The 20583-nt window shown below is 42.7% G+C and carries 14 protein-coding genes; 8 read left to right on the top strand and 6 right to left on the bottom strand.

Annotation, left to right across the window (positions count from 1 at the left end):
* Nucleotides 1-207: 207 nt before the first annotated feature.
* The 3 genes from MMAH_RS04895 to mtaA are packed head-to-tail and all read right to left on the bottom strand — an operon-like array spanning nt 208 to nt 4055.
* Entirely contained in the window at nt 208-1329 is a 1122-nt protein-coding gene (locus MMAH_RS04895) for a GTP-binding protein (RefSeq protein WP_013037435.1), read from the bottom strand.
* Nucleotides 1330-1350: 21 nt separating this feature from the next.
* Complete coding sequence (locus MMAH_RS04890) at nt 1351-2982, bottom strand: methylamine methyltransferase corrinoid protein reductive activase (protein ID WP_013037434.1); 1632 nt, start codon at nt 2980-2982, stop codon at nt 1351-1353.
* Between the two features lie 53 nt (nt 2983-3035).
* On the bottom strand, nt 3036-4055 hold the full coding sequence (gene mtaA, locus MMAH_RS04885; protein ID WP_013037433.1) for a methylcobamide:CoM methyltransferase MtaA: 1020 nt from the start codon (nt 4053-4055) through the stop codon (nt 3036-3038).
* A 552-nt stretch (nt 4056-4607) separates the two neighbouring features.
* Here mtaA and MMAH_RS04880 point away from each other — a divergent pair.
* The 8 genes from MMAH_RS04880 to MMAH_RS04845 all read left to right on the top strand — a co-directional run bounded on the left by MMAH_RS04880 (nt 4608) and on the right by MMAH_RS04845 (nt 14999).
* Nucleotides 4608-5987 carry a sulfatase-like hydrolase/transferase gene (locus MMAH_RS04880; RefSeq protein WP_013037432.1) on the top strand — a complete coding sequence of 460 codons (1380 nt, stop codon included), beginning with the start codon at nt 4608-4610 and terminating at the stop codon, nt 5985-5987.
* Between the two features lie 82 nt (nt 5988-6069).
* On the top strand, nt 6070-6906 hold the full coding sequence (gene pheA, locus MMAH_RS04875) for a prephenate dehydratase (RefSeq protein WP_013037431.1): 837 nt from the start codon (nt 6070-6072) through the stop codon (nt 6904-6906).
* A 6-nt stretch (nt 6907-6912) separates the two neighbouring features.
* Nucleotides 6913-7809 carry a DUF7502 family protein gene (locus MMAH_RS04870; protein ID WP_013037430.1) on the top strand — a complete coding sequence of 299 codons (897 nt, stop codon included), beginning with the start codon at nt 6913-6915 and terminating at the stop codon, nt 7807-7809.
* A gap of 18 nt (nt 7810-7827) precedes the next feature.
* The gene (locus MMAH_RS04865) at nt 7828-8796 is read left to right on the top strand and encodes an AAA family ATPase (protein WP_013037429.1); all 969 of its coding nucleotides are present in this window, start codon (nt 7828-7830) and stop codon (nt 8794-8796) included.
* 32 nt (nt 8797-8828) lie between these two features.
* Nucleotides 8829-9713 (top strand): DUF58 domain-containing protein, encoded by an 885-nt coding sequence (locus MMAH_RS04860; protein ID WP_013037428.1) that lies wholly within the window; start codon nt 8829-8831, stop codon nt 9711-9713.
* Entirely contained in the window at nt 9713-11587 is a 1875-nt protein-coding gene (locus MMAH_RS04855; protein WP_013037427.1) for a vWA domain-containing protein, read from the top strand. The genes MMAH_RS04860 and MMAH_RS04855 overlap by 1 nt, the downstream gene beginning before the upstream one ends.
* Nucleotides 11587-14022: a vWA domain-containing protein gene (locus MMAH_RS04850; RefSeq protein ID WP_013037426.1), complete on the top strand. Its 2436-nt coding sequence runs from the start codon at nt 11587-11589 to the stop codon at nt 14020-14022. The genes MMAH_RS04855 and MMAH_RS04850 overlap by 1 nt, the downstream gene beginning before the upstream one ends.
* A 653-nt stretch (nt 14023-14675) precedes the next feature.
* Nucleotides 14676-14999, top strand: coding sequence for a DMT family transporter (locus MMAH_RS04845; RefSeq protein WP_013037425.1), 324 nt, complete (start codon nt 14676-14678; stop codon nt 14997-14999).
* Nucleotides 15000-15013: 14 nt separating this feature from the next.
* On the opposite strand, the gene MMAH_RS04840 is transcribed toward MMAH_RS04845, so the two are convergent.
* From MMAH_RS04840 to carA, 3 genes are read right to left on the bottom strand one after another with little or no spacing between them, the layout of a single operon-like run.
* Entirely contained in the window at nt 15014-16198 is a 1185-nt protein-coding gene (locus MMAH_RS04840; protein ID WP_013037424.1) for an argininosuccinate synthase, read from the bottom strand.
* Nucleotides 16199-16249: 51 nt separating this feature from the next.
* On the bottom strand, nt 16250-19486 hold the full coding sequence (gene carB / locus MMAH_RS04835; RefSeq protein ID WP_048902263.1) for a carbamoyl-phosphate synthase large subunit: 3237 nt from the start codon (nt 19484-19486) through the stop codon (nt 16250-16252).
* Complete coding sequence (gene carA / locus MMAH_RS04830) at nt 19486-20583, bottom strand: glutamine-hydrolyzing carbamoyl-phosphate synthase small subunit (protein ID WP_013037422.1); 1098 nt, start codon at nt 20581-20583, stop codon at nt 19486-19488. The genes carB and carA overlap by 1 nt, the downstream gene beginning before the upstream one ends.

Below are 20583 nucleotides of genomic sequence, written 5' to 3'. Positions count from 1 at the left end.
TTTTCCATAATGTTCCTGCCAATGCAAATACATCGAAACTTAATATTATACAAAACAAATCAGTCTCATATATATAAGGGGATTGCGTAACTATTATATATATCCTATTTCATTGGCAATGTGCTCACACCTCAGACTCGCTTCCTTCACTCCAATCGATGATTCGTGTTCATAAGGTGTGAGCGTATCCTTTAGAAACATTGCACCTTACACACCTTCTGAATGATTGTGATTGTCGTGGTTGTGACTTTCATGGTTGTGCTGATGGACAGCAGTTTTCACTATTTTTATACCATGATTTGTGAAATTTTCTTTGACAAAGAAATCCACAAGTTCCATTAATTCCGAACGAGGAACATTTGAAATTGCAGAGAGAATCTTAACAGAAGGGTGAGAAGAATATGATTCTATAGTTTCAATTTGAGTTTGTTCTTCGGCTCCTGTGACGCTGGAGCGTACATTTACAGTACCGGCTTGCAAAATCACTTTCATGTGACCAACAAATTCCGGATTCATCACTATTATCTCTTTTTTTAGATCTTCCATCAGGTTTGAGACTATTGATTGGGCTTTTTCAGGCTCAATATAATCATGATTAAGATTGTATTCAGATGCATAAGTAGCCATTTTTGAATACTCTATCGAATTATCCCCACTAGCTGCAACAATTTCTTCTGCATCAGGGCTTTTATTGATACTTTCTTTCCTTCTATCTACCTCAAAGGATGTTTCATCACTTAATAGTGTACTAATGAATTCGGCAAACTCTTCATCCCTGCTTTTTGCGGAAAAACGGACTGTATGTGCCTGAGGATTCATCTGCTGAACTGAAGATTCAACTATCGGTATATACAAATCTTCTATTAGATCTACCTTGTTGATGGCCAGTATCTCAGCATCAATGATCTGTCTTTTGGAAAACTGTTTCGTTTCTTTCATTATTTGCTTGAAACGGCTGCCGTCAATTACTGTTACCAGAGGTGCAAACTCAACATCTTTTAAATTCATCAGCATGATATCTTCTTTTATTACACCAGGAAATGCAATACCTGTGGGTTCAACAAGTAGTATATCCGGCTTCATTTTCCTATATATTTCATCTACTGTATACCTCATATCTCTCTTGAGAGTACAACATACACACCCGTTTGTGAGCTCTATAGAATCAAAACCATAACTGGAGATGATATCAGCATCAACTCCAACTTCACCTATTTCATTTACTATTATAGCAGCTTTCTGACCTTTTTCCCCAAGATATTTACCAATGCGGAGGATTGTAGTGGTTTTCCCACTTCCTAAAAATCCTCCCACAACGAGTACTTTCATTCGTTTAAACCTTTCCATCGATTATTGTTCAGTTGATGGTTCCTGCATCATAACATCCAGATTTTCCCATTTAAACAGATCATGTGGACAAGCATGTATGCATTTCTGACAATGAGCACCATCACATAGATCAGTACGTATCAATACTCTGTTATCTTCCATAGAAAGGGCATCATTAGGACAGACCTTTACACACTTATGGCAGGCTTCACAGCCTTCAATGACCATTGTAAGATATGTTCCAACCTTATCAAGAACATGAAGGCCTTCTTCTCCCAGTACAGGAATATCTTTCACTACACGCTTTTCAACATCAGGAACCGATTTTACAACATCTATTGTAGGTAGTTTCTTTTTCTTCAGGTATTTTTTAAGGACTTTGAAAGGCATGCCTTCTCCCCAATAGGAAAGTTCGAGAATGTAGGCATCCTTAAATGCATCATCCATAGCAAACATGACATGTGTACCAACGATTTCCTCTGCAATTTCCTGCAATTCCCATAATCTGTCCTCAGAAAGCAAAATTTCTTTGGCAACTATCAAGGAAGTGTTTCCAATTTGGCTAATTTTGCTTACATCATAAGGGATCATACCAATATTGTGCGCCTTAATAGCATCCATATAGGTTCCTGCAGCACCTGACATATATGCAGTTTGTATATCCTCCATTCCTATTCCGGCAGCATTACAAAGAGTTATATGACCTGCCCTTATGGCCCCAATTGCCCTGCCAGCTTCTACAAGATCATGTTCGTTAAACTTTATTCCATCCTGCAATTGGATGACGCTGTTTTTCAGATTGATCTTTGGGAGTACTACAAGACCATTTTTGATAGATTCATCAATTAAAGAAATTACACCTGTTCCTGTAATACCATGTGCTTCTATGTCTCCCTTATCTATTACCGTGCCATCGTCTGGTTTTACGAGGTCGCCCTGTACAGTATCCATTTCATCATTAAGGACATAATTACGTAGTGCTTTATCTTCAAAAGACACATCCGATATCGCATGAGGCCTGGCAATCGTACCATCTTCAATTTCCTGTCCTTCCAGGGCTGGTCCAGCTGCAGCTGAGCCTGTATATATTACATTTCCTACTTTCAAAGCCATCTCGGCATTTGTTCCGTAATCCGTTGCAATTGAAATGTCTGCACAGTCCAGCATACCAGATTTAACAATAAGTGCAAGAGCATCAGCTCCAACTTCATGTTTGATTGCAGGAGGAATAACAACACTGCAATTATCAAGATCTTCAAGACCCGGAATAAAGATACTTTTTACAATAGCTGCTTTGCGTTCCTGTTCTTTTATGTTATATTTTGCTTTTTTTCTCTGTCCCGCATATGCAAGATCATCAATTGGTATTCCCTGAAACAGGGATAACTGGATAGGATTTCCACAAATCGCGATTCTGTCAGGAGATGAATGAACCCCAAGTTCCTCAAGAATATTCCGGAAAGCACCTATTACTAGTTCGTGGGCAAGATCCTGTCCATAATTCATGGCAAAATCCAAATGATCCATGACATTGGCCCCCGGAAGAGGATTGTTCATGGTAATCACCGTTTTATGGATTTCACCACTTTCAATATCTATTTTCTGAGCCCTGAAACCACTGGTTCCAAGATCAATAGCAACTCCCACTTTCATATAACCACCTCTTTTAGTTTAAAGAGGGATGCGATCAGGCATCCCCTATACAATCAGGAAAAGTATTCATCTCTTCCTTCAACCAGTGCCTTTACATTCTCAAGAGGGGAATTTGGAGCAATACCACAACCAGGGGCAACTACAGAAATTCCATCATCCAGAGCCTTTTTCACTTCCTCTTTTACCTTATCAGGAGTTCCACTGAGAATTGTGAAAGGACTGGAAACATTACCAACAAGTGTAGCACGTCCTTCAACTGTCTTTTTGGCTTCCTTTACATCCTTTACCTTTTCCTCAATGCTCAAACCTTCAAATTTACAATCTCCCATCATATCCAGGATTGGTGTTACATTGCCACATACATGCAGTATTTTTACACAATCAACAGCTTCTGCAAATTTTGCAAGACAGGGTTTAAGGGTGTCATTGAATGTGGCCGGATTCATAAGGTCAGGAGATGCGACCGGGTCTGCCACACATATCATGTCTACTCCACTATCCAGAAGGATATTGGCATATTCGATACATGCATCAGTGGCAAAATCAAGGATGGTGTTAAAGTCATCAGGCTTCTTGATAGACCATTTCATGAATTTTTTGACACTGGCCAGATCTGAGGCCAGGGTAACCGGTCCTTCCATTCCTGCTATGATCGGCACATCTTCACCTACACTATCTCTCACGATACCTGTTGTTTCAACTACTGCCGGAATCCTGCCCAGTTTAGCCAGGTTATCAGGCATTTTGAGATCGTCAGTTCCTTTTGTGTAGGGATGTTCTGTTATTGAGGGTTGCCTGTTTTGGGTACCCATGTTCACTTCACAACCCATGGCTTCAGCCAGGACCGTTAGGCAAAATGGATATCTTACAGCTTCCAGCCCGGCTTCAGTATGGGATGCCAATGCCAGTTTTGCCATTTTGGAAGCATCTGAATGAGCCTCGGGCCAGGATGCACCGGTCATTTCCATGAGCTCTACTGTTGCAGTCTGTGTAACAGAGGCAACCGGGGCTTTGTCTACAGACTCGCCCTTTAAAGCATTCGTTAATCTGGTTTTTTGAGTCAATTCTGACATACTTTCAACACTCCAATCTATGAGTATGTGCCATTGCGTGAGGCACATTATAATCAATTAAATTTGTAATTTTATTATATATAAACATTTGTATTACATATATGTTTTATATATAAGTTCTGCAAAAGTCAATTAAAGAACAAAACTTTTATTTTTTGAAAAAAAGTCTCTTTTGATATTGCTTTTATAATCATATTATCTGCATGGCAAACAAAAATACATTATACATATACATAATACTTATATAATAAAGTCAAAATAGGTGCATTACAAACTTATATATAAATATAATTGTTATATAAAATATATATTTTATAATTTATAAGTAAAACATGTTGATTGATATTGATTATATATTAAAGAAAAAAAATTAGAGTCGATATACTTAAAATAAAGAAATATATTTATATAATAGTAAACTGGAAAACAACTCTCAACGTAAAAATAAAACAGCATAGCATAAAATATTAATATGAATCACTATTTTTATTCCTGATGAAATTTTCTAAAAGACAAATCCATTAGAGTGGAAAAACACTTCTCCTCTTATTATTGTTATGCATAACAATAAACCTGGCCGGATGTGCAACATTTATTGAAGCAGGAAATACAAATACTCCTGATGGTGTAGTGGTACTGGTAGTTGATGGTCTTGGCAATGGTTACATTAATCCTGAGCTGGATATAAAAGCAATCGATGATTCCGTTCTCAAAAAACCCTGTTTGTCAAATCTTCCAGAAATATATAATCAGGCTGCGATTTTTGATTCTGTTTATGTCCCTGAGCTGAAAGGTAACAGCGGACACAATGTTATCATAACAGGTAACAGGGATGCAGATGACACAATGGTGGGTTATGATAATGCCAGTATTTATGATGTTGTCAGGAAACATGGATACCTGACAATTGGGATATTTGAGAGAGGTGACTCCGAAGAAGTAGTTGCAGAAAATGACATTGTTCTCCATGACACAACCAATTCCATAAATGAACCTGTAATGCAGGTTGAGATATCCGGGAATAAGGATATGAATGTCCTGCCACTTCTTAAAAAAGAGTTTGAATCACATGCATCCCAAGCACTCTCCAGAGTGGAAAGTACGCCTTCCGGGACAATCCAGAGATATTATACATACAATAAATTGGCTATTGATGCAGCAATGGACTCTATCAGTATCCTTGAAAATGAAGATAGGGATACAAAATACTTCATGACCGTCAATATTGCCGCGCTTGAAACTGCAGGAATCTACAGGGGTTATGAAGGTTATAGTCAGTGTATCGAAAACCTTGATTCTATGATAGTGCCTCTTTATAAAAAATGCCAGGAAAACAATCTGGCACTGGTTATCACTTCCGACCATGGTATGGCATTTCCTGATGCTGAAGCAAGAGGTGGGGCAAAATCAGACAAATATGCCTCTGCAAATGAGGTTCGCAATGTGCCATTGATAATTTTGTCCCCCAACATTAAACAACAACGAATTCAGGAAACTATTGGCCAGGAAGATGTAGCACCAATTCTGTTGAGTACACTTGGCATTCCAGAAAGGCCTTCCTTTTGTGAGGGAAAGGAAAAAAACCTGAAAGAATCTGCAGCGATAAAGGTCATGTCACCTAGCATTACCAGTATGAAACTTAGCAGCAGTGGCGAAGAAGTTTGTTCTGGAAGCAATGATTCCGTGTACTACATAACCGGTCTGGAGAAAAATAAACAATACACTCTGGAAACAGTGATTGATAGCAGTGGTAAGACATACAAAGAGACGCTATCCATTGAAAACGAGAGGGTAATTGAAATAAAGGAAAAAGATGAAAATCAGGACTCTACTACTTCCCCGGAAAACAACATGCACCTTGTGGGAGGAATTTTGATAGGAGTTATTAATCTCACAGGCCTGACAATGATTTTCAGGATAATGCGCAATTGATAGGTTTTTACGGGAGTTGCAGACCTATCTATATGCTATTTTATCACAAATTATTTTAAATATCAGTCATTTATAAAAACCAATGAAAATCGGCATATTGGGGCCTGAAAGTTCATATTCAGAAAAAGCTGCAAATATATGGAAAGCACACCTTGAAACAAATCCGGATATTTCATATCTGAAGGATATTTCAGAAGTATTTGAAGTCCTTCAGGAAAATTCCATAGACTATGGTGTTGTACCAATAGAAAATTCTATAGAGGGTTCTGTCGGTGTTACCCTTGACCTGCTGCTGGAGCATGAATTTTCAATCATTGGGGAAGTTGTGGTTCATATCCATCACTGTCTGCTTTCAAGGGGGAGGAAAGAGGATATAAGAATAATTCTTTCCCATCCCCAGGCACTGGCACAATGTCGCCATTTCATCCGGAAGAATTACACGGATGTGGAAATCAGGACTACAGGAAGTACTTCGCATGCCGCCAAACTGGCAACGGAGTTTTCGGAAATGGCTGCTATTGCATCCAGAAAGGCGTCTGAAAGTTTTGGGCTTGACATTCTTGCAGAAGATATACAGGATTGGAAACCTGATCTCACCCGGTTTGTAGTAATTGCCAGAAAGCAAGATCCAAGAATTCAAACCTGTACACATGACTGCAAAACCTCAATTATCGTTTATCTTAATAGGGACCACCCGGGTGCCCTTTATGAGATGCTGGGGGAACTTGCTACAAGAGGCATCAACCTGACAAGGATTGAATCACGTCCTTCCAAAATGTCCTTGGGAGACTATGTATTCTATATCGATATGAATGGCAGTATCAATGATCCCAACGTAAAAGAAGCGCTTGACAACCTGAAGCAGAACGTTTATATGTTAAAGAATCTGGGTTCCTACCAAAGTTATATGGAAGAGTGAAATTCGATGACCGGGGCAGAGGATCTAGAACAATTCATCAATCGGCAGGAAAGGGCTGTTCGCAAATACCAGCGGTTGTTCAAACTGGCAGAATTTGTCATCCTGACCCTTGCCATTTATACTGTCCTGCTTTTAATAAATATGGAAAATGTCTTTGGACTTGTAAGAGCTCTGGAATTATATGCCGGGAAAAGTTATGATATTGCTTCACTGACAATTTCATTTTCAACTATTGCCCTTCTTCTTATTTCCATTGGAATTTCCCTGACAGTAACTCTGCTGCTCTATAGAAGAGAAAAGAGCACTTCAGTTATCTTACTGGCAGAAGAGAAATATCCGGCCCTGAAAGAAAGGCTCAGGACAGCCTATGATAACCGTAATCTGAACAATGTTATAGTTAAGGATTTGATTCATTCAGTACTGGAAGGTACAAAGGAAATCCATTCATCTGCTTTTCTTGACAGGAAGAAACTCAAGGTTACACTTATCCTTTTAATTTTCACTACCTCAGCCCTTGGCATAGTTATATATTCGGATTTTCGCACAGACATAACTCCCGAAGGAATGAAAGAAATAATCGACAACATCCCCGGGATTCCCGGTAATGGTGATACGCCTGAAGACTATTTCCCTTCTGATGGAGAAGGAAACGAGGATGGAAGAGAGAATATTACAGGTGAACCGGTGGTAGTCGTGGTGGAAGGCGAAGAGGTGGACCTGAGTATACCGCCGGGATCAGAATCCGGTTTTACACCTACCGGTGAAGAAGATGGAAACCAGCCGGAATTTAAACCTTCTTCATCATATGAAGTCGGACAGATGACAGCTCCGGCTTATCGTGAAGAATTACCAAAGGGGTATGAATCAATCATAAAATCATATTTTGAAGAATTAACCAGATAATGTAGCAGGAGTAATTATATGGACAAAAGTTCTCAATCAGGTGAAGCGGATATCTACCGTAATACCAGTGATATTTTTACCAATCTTTTCAATGAGATTTCAAAGGTAATTGTGGGACAGAAGGAAACAGTGGAGCAGATTATTGTTTCTATCCTGTGTAATGGGCATACACTTGTGGAAAGCAATCCGGGTCTGGGAAAAACCCTTACAATATCCACCATTGCAAAGGTCATGGACCTGACATTCAGTAGAATCCAGTGTACTCCGGACCTGATGCCTGCGGATATCACAGGCACTCATATTATAGAGGAAAGCGGCGGGCACAAGGAATTTAAATTCGAAGCAGGACCTGTTTTTGCCAACATCGTGCTTGCAGACGAAATAAACAGGGCATCCCCTAAAACCCAGTCTGCCCTGCTTGAAGCAATGCAGGAAAAACAGGTGACTGTAGGAAATGATACATTTATCCTGGACAAACCCTTCTTCCTTCTGGCAACCCAGAATCCTATAGAGATGGAAGGTACATTCCCTCTGCCCGAGGCCCAGTTGGACAGGTTCTTGCTCAAGGTCCTGCTTGATTATCCCTCTTTTGATGAGGAAAAAGAAATCGTGCGACGTTACACCATGGTGGATATACCTGAAGTAAACAGGGTTCTCAAGAAAAGTTCGGTGCTGGAACTGCAACGCCTGACCCGGGAAGTACCTATTGCCGAGGACATAAAGGCCTATGCCATCAGGGTAGTTATGACAACACGTAACTGGAAAGAACATCTGGAATACGGTGCTTCCCCACGAGCCTCTATTGGATTGGTACTTGCAGCCAAGGCCCGCGCACTTATTCACGGGCGTAATTATGTAAGCAAGGAAGATGTGGATACAATGGCTTATCCAATTCTGCGGCATCGCATAATGCTGACGTTCGAATCTGAGCGCAGGGGAATCACTCCGGATAAGGTTGTTGGTGAAATTATCAAAAGAACTGAATGATCTTTTCCCACAACTAACAAAGGGCCCTTTCAATGACTGAAAAAAGACATAGCATTGATGTTAGTTTCCTGAAGGAACTTGACAGGTTCTCTTTTATGGTACGCAAGCGAGTATCCAGTGTGTACGCCGGTAGCCGTCGCTCAATCCACAGTGGGAAGGGACTGGATACCCGTGGATACAGGGAGTATCACTGGGGCGATGAACCAAGGACTATTGACTGGAATGCCTATGCACGTACCGAAAAACTCTATGTCAGGGAATTTGAGGAAAGTAAATCCCTTACTAACCATATCCTGCTGGATGCAAGCAACAGCATGGAATTTTCATCGGATGGGCCTACCAAATTTGAATATGGGGCGATGCTTGCTATCGGGTTTGCCTATCTTGTAACAAAAGATAATGACAAGTTTGCAATTTCCACATTTGCCACCGATGTGAGTTTCAGCCAGCCAAAACGTGGCAGGAAATACCTGCTCAGGGCTATCGACAGGCTGGCAGAAGCAGAAACCGGGGGCAAGACATCCATTGAAGAATGCGTGAAACAATACGAAAAAGCAATACATTCACGCTCGCTTGTAATAATAATTTCTGACTTTCTGGATGACCCAAAATCCATTGAATCCGCTATATACAGGCTTTCAGTCCATGAACTCATTGTGATACAGGTAATGGATAAAACTGAAACGGATCTGCAAATCGATGGTCTGGCAAAATTGACTGATATGGAAAGTGGTGAAGAATTGCAAACCTATGTCAGCAAGAATTTCCAAAAGAATTATCAGGAATTGCTCAATGAGCATGTCTACAGGATACAGGAAGCCTGTGACCATGCAGGAGCGGACTTTTACCAGTTTTCAACCGAGAAACCAATCTTTGAGGCTTTCCTTGAAACACTGAGCAACAGGAGGCGATGGTAATGCCCTTTGATAACATAATGGCCCTGGCCGCTCTTGCAAGTGTGATCCCTTTAATAATAATTTATCTTCTCAGGCCCAAACCCGTCCAGCTAAGTATACCTTCCCTGATGTTTTTAATGCAGGTGGAAAAGCAGAAAAAACGTTTTTCATCGATAAGGAAACTGCTGAAGGATCCGCTATTTCTTATCCAGCTGCTTGTACTAATACTGCTTTCCACCGCTGCAGCAGCGCCTTTTTACACCTCTCAGGAGGACCTGAGCGATGAACATACTGTAATTGTCATTGACGCTTCTGCAAGTATGCAGGCAGGCAATCGGCTTGATGATGCAACACGCCTGGCTGCAGGATATCTCAGCAAGAAGAACAGTGTAATACTGGCCAAAAGCAGTCCGGAAATCATTGTTGAGAACACAGGTTCTTCGCAAGCATCCGATGCGCTTGCCAGTATCGAGCCTAGCGACACGATAGCTGACCTTTCCGGGGCAATGTCTGAAGGGATGAGACTGCTTTCTCAGAGAGGGGGTAAGATTGTGGTAGTATCCGATTTTGCCAGCTGGGAAGGAGAAGATCCGGTATCTACAAAACAACTTGCCCAGTCCTATGGAATTGATACTGCCTTTGTTGATGTAGGCTCAGCAGTGGGCAATGTGGGAATAATAGACGGCTGGATAGATATTGAAGATGGAAATTATGTGTATACCTGTGTTGTCAAGAATTATAATGACTTTACCGAAAGGGTTGATATAGAAATTGAAAACCCGGCCGGTTCGGTAAAGCGCTCTCTCAATGTGGGCCCTTCCGATACTGCCCAGTTTCGTGTGAATCCCCTGTCCACCGGAGTTACATCAATATCAATAGCAGATGAGGATAACCTTCCTGCGGACAATAATGCATATGTCATGGTTCCAACCCAATCGGATACGAAAACCCTGTTTGTTTCGGATGAAGAAAAGTTACCATCAAAGATTGCCCTTTCTACCCTGGCTTCTGTGAATATTTCTACGTCTGAAGGGATTCCTTCTTCCACCGATGATTACAAGATAATGGTCATCGGGCTGAAAAACCGCTCCCTTACATCCAACGAGGTGGAAAGGCTTGACAGTTTCCTGAACAATGGCGGCCGGGTTGTGGTTGTGGCCAGCCAGATGCTTGAAAGTGGCAATGCCACAGACCAATTCCAGAATATGCTTCCTGTTATACCCGATAATGTGGCTGAATCGCAGGGTGTTCTGGGTATCGATCTGGAAGTTGTCCAATCCTCAAGCTTGACCGATGATGTGAAATTCAACGAGATTGCCATACATAAATACCTCAATGCCACACCGCGCAATGATGCAAACGTGCTGGTTGCAACTGAGCAGGGAGATCCTTTACTTGCCCACTGGTCTGTGGGAGATGGCACACTGGTATATTTCGGCTTCAATGACGAATTGGGCAAGCCCTGGAACAATTTCCACAACCTGCCCGAATATCCAGTGCTCTGGGCAAAGCTTACAGCCTGGCTCGGTGGCAGCGGGGATATAAGTGACTATAACCTGGAGACAGGAGACGTCACATCCCTTGCCCGTGAAATGACTGTACAGACACCCACGAGTACAATGACTACACAGAAGGTAGTTTTCGAAGAAGTGGGGACTTATAAGATAGGAGGACGTACCGTGGCGGTCAACCTGTACAGTGACCGGGAATCGGACACTACCAGGCAAGGATCGGAAGTAATGGAACGTGTTTCTGACAAGAAGAGGGACAGCCCTGATATTGTCCGTCAGGATAGTTATGAAGCAAAGAACTATCTGGACAATTACCTGATTATACTGGCCATACTCCTGGCCATACTTGAGATTCTGATTATACGCAACCGGGGTGAACTCTGATGCTTTCCTTTGAACAACCCATTGTCCTTGCACTTATATTACCTGTTATTGCAGGTGCTCTATACTTTATGCTTAAGGGTGGTAACAAAAAACTGCTTATTTCCAGGGCAATTGTTCTGTCCCTGTTGATAGTAGCCCTAGCCTCTCCCTTTACCTTGGTAAGCCAGGTTACAGAGCAGGAAAACCCGAATCTTGTGATTATTTCGGATGAAACCAACAGCATGCAGCTCTTCGAGGAAGGAGTGGCCGATGAACTCTACGAAAGCCTTGCCACCAAAACACCGACCAGTCTCGTCAGGCTGACCGGTGATAAGACAGCGCTGGGGGATGCTGTGGCGCAGTATGCCAGCAGTGATAATCAGGTAGTGCTGGTGACTGATGGGAACAATAACTATGGTAAGGACCTTGAAGAAGGGCTGGATTTTGCACAAAATGTAGGGTCCACTGTATATGCAGTTACACCGGAACTTGAATCAAACGATCTCAGTATTCAGATAAAAGGTGACAAGACCGCAGTCAAAGGGAATGAATACCAGTTTGAAATAATTGTTTCACAGGCAGAAGAAGTACCTGTGGAATATACATTCAAGGCCTATGCAGATGATAAATTGATACGTAGCGGCACCTTCACACAGAGCAGCAAGCAACGAAGTTATCAGATTCCTTATAAATTCAATGATCTGGGTGCAAATGAAATCAAAGTTGAACTGAGCAGACAGGCAGATGAAGCTGAGGCTATCAATAACTATTTCACTAAATCGGTATACGTGGTACCGAAACCCAAAGTACAGTACATAACTGATGAACCGGACTCACCGCTCTCCAATATCCTATACAACCTTTATGATACCTCTACTACTTCCAACATATCTGATCTTGATTCCAAAAAAGCTGTGGTAATCGATAATATGCCCGGCAACAGAATATCCGAATCTGATGTGGCAGCTTTGAAGCAATATGTATCCAATGGAGGAGGAGTTGTTGTTACTGGAGGAGAGCGTTCTTACGAATATGGGGATTACCTGAATTCTTCAATTGAGGATATATTACCGGTAACTTCCACTCCGACACAATGGAAAGGAGGCAGGGATATTGTCCTCGTACTTGATATATCTCCTAGTACTGAAAAACATGGCACACTTTCAGAAGTACTGGGTAATGCGATATACCTAGTCCAGAAGGAGGAACTAAGAGGAGCCTATATGGGAGTCATCGCTTTTGGCAAGGAAGGACATGATGTTTCTGATGGATTGAAGTATCTTGGTAATGCAGGCAACAGAGAATTTCTGGAAAAAGAAATGCGTCAATTGCGACCAAGCACCACAAGTGAAACATTGCTTCACGAGGGTCTTGAAGTTGCACAAGAATGGCTTAATACAGAAACAGAGACATTGGACCTGGTAATAATCTCTGATGGGGGTATAGAAGATTCCTATGAAGAAAGCCTAAACATAGCCAAAGACCTGAAGCAAGATAATGTGAATTTCTATTTTGTTCATATTAGGTCTTCAGCTCCTTCCCAGCAAGATGGGTCGGGTAATGCATATGCTGAAAAACTTGTTGAGAACATAGAAGGTACAACCAATAATTACTTCAAATTGGATGCAGGACAACGGGCCAATATTATTCCAGATGAATCGGTTGAACCACCATTAAATGAAAATGAATCAACTTCATCTTACCAGCTTTTCGAATTCAATCCCTCACATTTCATAACTCAGAATTCAAATGTGAAAGCAAACATAACCGGCTACAATGATGTTACTCCAAAACCCGGAGCAAACAGGCTTGTCGTTGCCTCAAATGGGAAACCTATTGTAACCACATGGAGATATGGACTTGGAAGAGTTGCTTCGATCACCACAGATAGTGGCAAGGCTGGAGGCTGGAGTTCACAGATGTATTCCGGTAACAATTCACAGTTGATATCAGCAACTGTAAATTGGGCTGTAGCCAATCCACAACCCGAAGAGGGAGCAGTTGTGGAGGCACCAGACACATGGTTCGGGTTACCTGCCACACTCACTCTTACAATGTATGATGAGAAGGTTCCGGAACTTACATACAGGGGCGATGAACTTGAACTGGCTTTTGTAGGGGAAAACACCTATGAAGCCCAGATTTTCCCGAAAACAGTCGGGATGCATTATGTGAGTGGTTATCCAATTGCTGTAAACTATGCCATTGAGTACAGGGATGTTGGGTTGAATGAAGACTTACCTTCCCTTATTGCCGGAAATGGCGGTAAGGTTTATAGCCAAAAGGAAGCCAGAGCAAACCTCCTCACAGACGCCCGGCAGAACTCTCTCCAGAGTCGTATGGAACCTGTCAGCTGGAAGATGTATTTCATTCTGGTTGCCCTGTTGCTTTTCCTGGGAGAAGTGATGCTTCGTCGCGGTCTGGAGATTATCGAATCCAGAAAGAAGCAGGAATGATCTTGATTCTTAATACGGCTTTGAAAATTTTTAACCCTTTACAAATATACGAAGCCATTATCGGATTTTAAGGCGGTTGTGTTATATTTGTCCATGAGAATGTAGGAATTGTCCGGGATTTGTGCAGCATTTTTCCGGGCTGGATCAGCCGAGTTGGGGGACTACGGCTGATACTTGGAGTGGAGGACTAAATGAGAACATGGTTGGGCATCCATGTTCTCAATATACTTTTGATTGTTACAGGCTAAATACCAACTATATTCAAATCCAACTTCTCAAAAATTCAAAACATTTAAGTATCACAGATATGTTGCTGTATATACAATATCAAAATTGCCTGCAAGCTATTTTCGAATAAGTATTTCATACGGTGAATTTAATATCTCTTTGTAATTTTCAATGGGACTATAATATTATATTGATATCAAAAAATCAAGAGAGATTATGTTATATACAAAACCAAACTATTAGATTATGTGGTGATTGGGAGAAAACTTCTCTCAACATAACCTGTCGGGGTGGGACCCGAGCGGGTTAATTATCGGTGGGGTACGATAATGGAGGCATAGGAAAGGATACCTATGCCTTCTCTATTAATCCTTATGCACCTAGAGGAATGAATCTATTTATACGATATAACTCCAAAAAGAATCATGAGTTATATCTATCTGATAGGAGCCATTATTTTTGAAGTGTTTGGCACCACCTGCATGAAATTATCTGATGGTTTTTCCAATATATTGCCCTCTATCGGGATATTCCTGTTTTACGGTATCAGCTTTGCCCTGTTTACGATTGCCCTGAAAGGAATAGACGTAAGCATAGCTTATGCAATATGGGCTGGAATGGGAACTGCAATGATCACAGCTATCGGGATATTCTGGTTCAAAGAGCCTGCCACGGCAGTAAAAATGGTATCTATACTTTTTGTAGTAATTGGAGTGGTAGGCCTCAATCTAAATTTGGGAGGACATTAAGTCCCCCACTAAAATTATTTATTGGCAACAAACCTGCGATACAGGCGTGCCTGGAAGCCATGGTACTTGGAAAAACCTTCAGCATCCTGCTGATCTATGACCTTGCTGTCAAAGGATACAAGGTCCTCTGAATACAAACCATTGGGTGAAGTCCTGGCCATGATGTAGACGTTACCTTTGTACAACTTCACAGTCACAGTGCCTGTAACACGCTGCTGTGTGGAGTCTATGAAGGCATTCAGGTCTTCATACAGGGGTTCATCCACAAGCCCCAGGTAGGCAAGTTCGGACCACTCGGCATCCACCATAGCCTTGAACTTGAGTTCAGATCGGGTAAGCACGAGTTTTTCCAGATCCCTGTGGGCAGTCAATAAAACGGTAGCAGCAGGGTGCTCATAATTCTCCCTGGCTTTCAATCCCAGCACACGATCCTCTATCATGTCAGTCCTTCCGACTCCATGGGATCCGGCAATCCTGTTCATCTTTTCGATAAGAGTTACACCATCCATGGTTTTGCCATCAAGGGACACAGGAACGCCTCTTTCAAAACCTATTTCTATGGTCTGTGCATCCGGAGCCAGGGTTGGGTCCACTGTCCAGTTGTAGATCTCTTCGGGCGGGATATAACCCGGATCTTCCAGTTTGCCGCCCTCGATACTGCGACTCCAGATATTCTCATCGATACTCCAGGGTTTGGAAGATGTCACAGAGACAGGAATGCCATGCTGCTTTGCATACTCTATCTCCCATTCACGTGTCAGGTTCATGTCACGCATCGGAGCCACAACTTCCATATCGGTAAGTCTGAATACAGCCTCGAATCTCAGCTGGTCATTGCCTTTACCTGTACAGCCATGGGCAAGCATCGAAGCCCCTTCCTTTTCTGCGATCTCCACGACCTTTTTAGCAATGAGGGGACGGGCAATGGATGTTCCCATTACATACCCTTCATAATCCCCGTTGGCCTTTATGAGAGGGAAAATATAATCCTTTACAAATTCTTCCCTCACATCAAGAGTGAAATGCAGATCACTGATGTCCTGGGCTTTTTTGGTAGCCTCCTCGACATCTTCGCGGGGCTGTCCTACGTCCACTGCCACTGTTATTACTTCATCACAATCGTATTTTTCCTTAAGCAGGGGAACACATATTGAAGTGTCCAGACCACCTGAATAAGCCAGTACTGCCTTTTTGACCATTATTAATACCTCAACCTAAACAATAAAAAAGGAATGAAATCAGCCGTAAACTTAATTGTTACGGCGGATTTCTTCATGATATTCGTTAATTGATTTAATCGTGCTGCTGCCCTCAGCCATTGCTTTAATGGCTTCAACTGAAGCACGCGCAGCCTGTATGGTTGTAATGTATGGAACCTTGAAATCCACCGCTGCCCTGCGTATATGATATCCGTCTTTCCTGGATTGGCGGGATGTGGGAGTATTTATGATAAAGGCAACATCGCCCCTCCTTAACATATCAATCACATTGGGGCTACCTTCATGAACTTTCATGACAGCCTCCATACTGATACCTTTATCGGAAAGATAGCGCGCGGTACCTTTTGTACCCATGAGTTCAAGTCCCATTTCCTGCAAATTGCGGGCAATTTCCACAATTGCTTCCTTATCCCGCTCCCTGATGGACAGGAATACTTTTCCATTCAGCGGAAGGAGATTATCAGCACTTAGCTGGGCCTTGAAAAATGCTCTTCCAAAGTCATAATCAATACCCATTACTTCACCCGTACTCTTCATTTCAGGGCCAAGCACCGGATCTGCACCTGGCAATTTGTCAAACGGAAGGAGGACTTCCTTGACAGAATAATGCTTCAGGAGAGGTTCCCTGTCCTGCAGGTAACCAAGATCCTTGAGACTGTGACCGATGATAACCTGTGCAGCGATCTTTGCCAGGGGAATCCCCGAAGACTTTGATACAAAGGGGATAGTACGGCTGGACCTGGGATTTGCTTCCAGTACATAAACTTCTCCATCCTTGGTTGCCATCTGGATGTTTATAAGACCCTTTACCTCAAGTGCCATAGCAATCTTTCTGGTATAATCCCGAACCGTTTCAAGGATTTCCTCAGAGAGGTCATAGGGAGGAATCACACATGCAGAATCACCGGAATGTACTCCCGCTTCTTCGATGTGTTCCATGATAGCACCGATCAGGACATCCTTACCATCACTGACAGCATCCACATCGATCTCCACCGCGCCCTCAAGGAAATCATCAATCAGGATGGGATGTTCGGGTGATACCCTGACAGCTTCTATCATGTAACGCTCCAGATCTGCGGAATCATAAACAATCTCCATTGCCCTTCCCCCAAGTACATAGGAGGGACGTACAAGGACCGGATAACCAATATCATCTGCAACCTCAAGGGCTTCCTTTTCAGAGGTTGCATAGCCTGCATCCGGCTGATTGATATTCATTTTTGCAAGACGCTGGTTGAATTTTTCCCTGTCTTCTGCCACATCCATATTTTCAGGAGAAGTTCCCATGATCTTCGTCTTCAGGTCTGTGCGCCTGGCAAGTTCCTTCTGCAGGGGGATTGCAAGGTTGACCGAGGTCTGGCCTCCAAATTGTACGAGTACCCCGTCAGGATTTTCCCTGTCAATGACATTCATTACATCTTCAAGAGTAAGGGGTTCGAAGAACAACTTATCCGAAGTATCATAGTCAGTAGAAACCGTTTCAGGATTGTTATTGATGATATGGGCTTCTATATCTTCCTCACGGATAGCATGAACTGCATGCACCGTACAGTAATCAAATTCTATTCCCTGCCCGATACGTATGGGACCGGCACCCAGAATCAGGATCTTCTTTCTGTCTGTGGGCTCACATTCGCACATGGTTTCGTAACATGAATAATAATAAGGGGTCGCTGCAGCAAATTCTGCCGCACATGTATCAACCATCTTGTAAGTGGAAGTGATAGCCGCATCCCTGCGTATATCATTTATTTCTTCCCGGGTCTTTGAACAACATTTGGCTATCCTGCTGTCGGTAAATCCCATTCTCTTGGCCTTGAGAAGAAGATCGATGTTTGCTTCTCCGTTCTGGAAAAGTTGTTCTGCAACCCGGGACTCCATATTTGCAATATTGGCCATTTTTTGCAGGAAAAAATGGTCTATGCCCGTATATTCAGAAATTTGTTCTATGGAATAACCTTTCTTCAGGGCCTCATAGATTACAAAAAGCCGTTCACTTGTCGGCGTTTTGAGTAATGTGACAATCTCCGGATCATCCCTGCCTTTGACATCAAAATCCATATCGTTGTCCAGAGAACGGATGGCTTTTAGCATGGACTCTTCGATAGTTCTTCCGATAGCCATAACCTCACCGGTACTCTTCATGGCCGTGGTAAGTGTCTTGTCTGCGGTTACAAACTTGTCAAAAGGCCACCTGGGTATCTTTGTAACCACATAGTCAATGGTTGGTTCAAAGGATGCAGGGGTTTTCTTTGTAACATCATTGAGGATTTCATCAAGTGCCATTCCCACAACAATCTTGGCGGTTACCCGGGCAATCGGATAACCGGTCGCCTTGGAGGCAAGAGCTGAAGAACGGGACACACGAGGATTGACCTCCACTACACGATATTCGCCGTCCTTTGTTGCAAACTGAATATTACATCCACCTTCAATACCCAATTCCCGGATTATCTTGATAGCTGCGGTCCTGAGCATCTGGTGCTCTTCATCATTAAGTGTCTGGGAAGGGGTAACTACTATTGATTCACCTGTATGGACACCCATAGGGTCAATGTTTTCCATATTACAGATAACAATGCAGGTATCATTTGAATCACGCATTACTTCATACTCAAATTCTTTCCAGCCCAGGACACTTTCCTCGACAAGCACCTGATTTATGCGGCTCAGCCGGATTCCCCTATCCACGATCTGCAATAGTTCTTCCTTTGTATGGGCAATTCCCCCGCCTGCACCTCCCAGGGTATAGGCCGGGCGGACAATAATGGGAAGACCAAGTTCATCTATCACTTCTTCTGCTTCCTGCAAAGAGGAAATAGCCTTGCTGCGGGGAACTTTTTCCCCGATGTTTTCCATGGTCTGCTTGAAAAGTTCCCGGTCCTCGGTATTTGTGATTGCATCAAGAGGTGTACCCAGCATCTCTACGCCGTATTTTTCAAGTATACCCAGCTCTGCAAGTTCACTTGTAACATTAAGGCCCGTCTGTCCACCCAATCCGGCAATTATACCGTCGGGCCGCTCTTTTTCAATGATTTCACCGATTAGCGGGGCTTCCAGAGGTTCAATGTAAACAGCATCCGCCATCTCCGGATCTGTCATGATAGTTGCCGGATTGGAGTTTACAAGTACGACTTCAAATCCTTCTTCACGCAGGGAGCGGCAGGCCTGACTTCCCGAGAAATCAAATTCTGCGGCCTGCCCGATCATAATTGGACCGGAACCTATGAGCATTATCTTTTTAATGTCAGTCCTTATTGGCATCATTTATCGCCCCCTGTCATTTTATAAATTCTATCAAAGAATCGTTTTTCAGTATCCATTGGTCCAGGGTGTGCATCCGGATGGTATTGTACACTCAGGATATCGAGATCCCGGTGTGACACACCTTCTATTGTATTATCATTGGTATTGAGCTCTGTAGTGTATAGATCAGTTGCCTCAAGAGAATCGTTATCAACGGCAAATCCATGGTTCTGGGAAGTAATATGTACAATTGAACTTGAAAGGTCCTTTACCGGCTGATTGGCCCCTCTGTGTCCGAATTTAAGCTTGTATGTATCCGCGCCCATAGCCCTTGAAATAACCTGATGACCCAGACATATACCTGCAATGGGCAATTCCGATGCAAAATAGTTGACAGCCTTTGTGGCATCCATCGCATTCTGTGGATCTCCGGGACCATTGGAAAGGAAAAGAAGATCAGGTTCGTAATCACTTATTGCTGGAGCAGGTGTTGATGCAGGAACTACTGTTACATCCATCCCTCTTGCAAGCAGGCTATCCATAATATGGGCTTTCATACCCAGATCAATAAGTACAACGTGTTTTTTATCAGCAGTATTAACCTTACTCTTTACAGTATATGCTTCTTTACATGTAACTTTGGAAATTAAGTCAATATCAGATATTTTGGGTTGCTCCCTTGCAAGCTGCACAGCTGCCTCGCCGTCATCACTTCCATTAATAAGGGCAGCTCTCATTGTACCATGCTCCCTGTTATTCAGGGTGAGCATCCGGGTGTCAACCCCGGCAATACCGGGTTTTCCCTCATCTTCCATGAGTTTGTAAATGGTGCGTTTTGAACTGTGATGAAAAGGGTCAGGACATGCTTCCCTGACTACAAGGCCTTCGGCCTTTACACCATCTGATTCAAAACATTCATCGCTGACACCATAATTACCAATAAGGGGATAAGTGAACATAAGGATCTGGCCCTTATAGGAAGGGTCACTTAGTGCCTCCTCATAACCGGTATATTGAGTAGTAAAAACGAGTTCTCCGCAAACTGTACCTTCGGCACCAAAACCGGTGCCTGTGACAATTGTCCCATCTTCCAAACCTATTACTGCACTCATCAT

The sequence above is a fragment of the Methanohalophilus mahii DSM 5219 genome, from assembly GCF_000025865.1.
Lineage (GTDB): Archaea > Halobacteriota > Methanosarcinia > Methanosarcinales > Methanosarcinaceae > Methanohalophilus > Methanohalophilus mahii.
The sequence above is the reverse complement of the archived record's forward strand: the minus strand, read 5'-3'. Positions and strand labels throughout refer to the sequence as shown.

Coding starts and splice junctions, on each gene's coding strand:
- MMAH_RS04895 (WP_013037435.1), bottom strand. CDS start 1,329: ATGAAAGTACTCGTTGTGGGAGGATTTTTAGGAAGTGGGAAAACCACT.
- pheA (WP_013037431.1), top strand. CDS start 6,070: ATGAAAATCGGCATATTGGGGCCTGAAAGTTCATATTCAGAAAAAGCT.
- MMAH_RS04890 (WP_013037434.1), bottom strand. CDS start 2,982: ATGAAAGTGGGAGTTGCTATTGATCTTGGAACCAGTGGTTTCAGGGCT.
- carA (WP_013037422.1), bottom strand. CDS start 20,583: ATGATGAGTGCAGTAATAGGTTTGGAAGATGGGACAATTGTCACAGGC.
- MMAH_RS04850 (WP_013037426.1), top strand. CDS start 11,587: ATGCTTTCCTTTGAACAACCCATTGTCCTTGCACTTATATTACCTGTT.
- MMAH_RS04860 (WP_013037428.1), top strand. CDS start 8,829: ATGACTGAAAAAAGACATAGCATTGATGTTAGTTTCCTGAAGGAACTT.
- carB (WP_048902263.1), bottom strand. CDS start 19,486: ATGCCAATAAGGACTGACATTAAAAAGATAATGCTCATAGGTTCCGGT.
- MMAH_RS04840 (WP_013037424.1), bottom strand. CDS start 16,198: ATGGTCAAAAAGGCAGTACTGGCTTATTCAGGTGGTCTGGACACTTCA.
- MMAH_RS04865 (WP_013037429.1), top strand. CDS start 7,828: ATGGACAAAAGTTCTCAATCAGGTGAAGCGGATATCTACCGTAATACC.
- MMAH_RS04845 (WP_013037425.1), top strand. CDS start 14,676: ATGAGTTATATCTATCTGATAGGAGCCATTATTTTTGAAGTGTTTGGC.
- MMAH_RS04870 (WP_013037430.1), top strand. CDS start 6,913: ATGACCGGGGCAGAGGATCTAGAACAATTCATCAATCGGCAGGAAAGG.
- MMAH_RS04855 (WP_013037427.1), top strand. CDS start 9,713: ATGCCCTTTGATAACATAATGGCCCTGGCCGCTCTTGCAAGTGTGATC.
- mtaA (WP_013037433.1), bottom strand. CDS start 4,055: ATGTCAGAATTGACTCAAAAAACCAGATTAACGAATGCTTTAAAGGGC.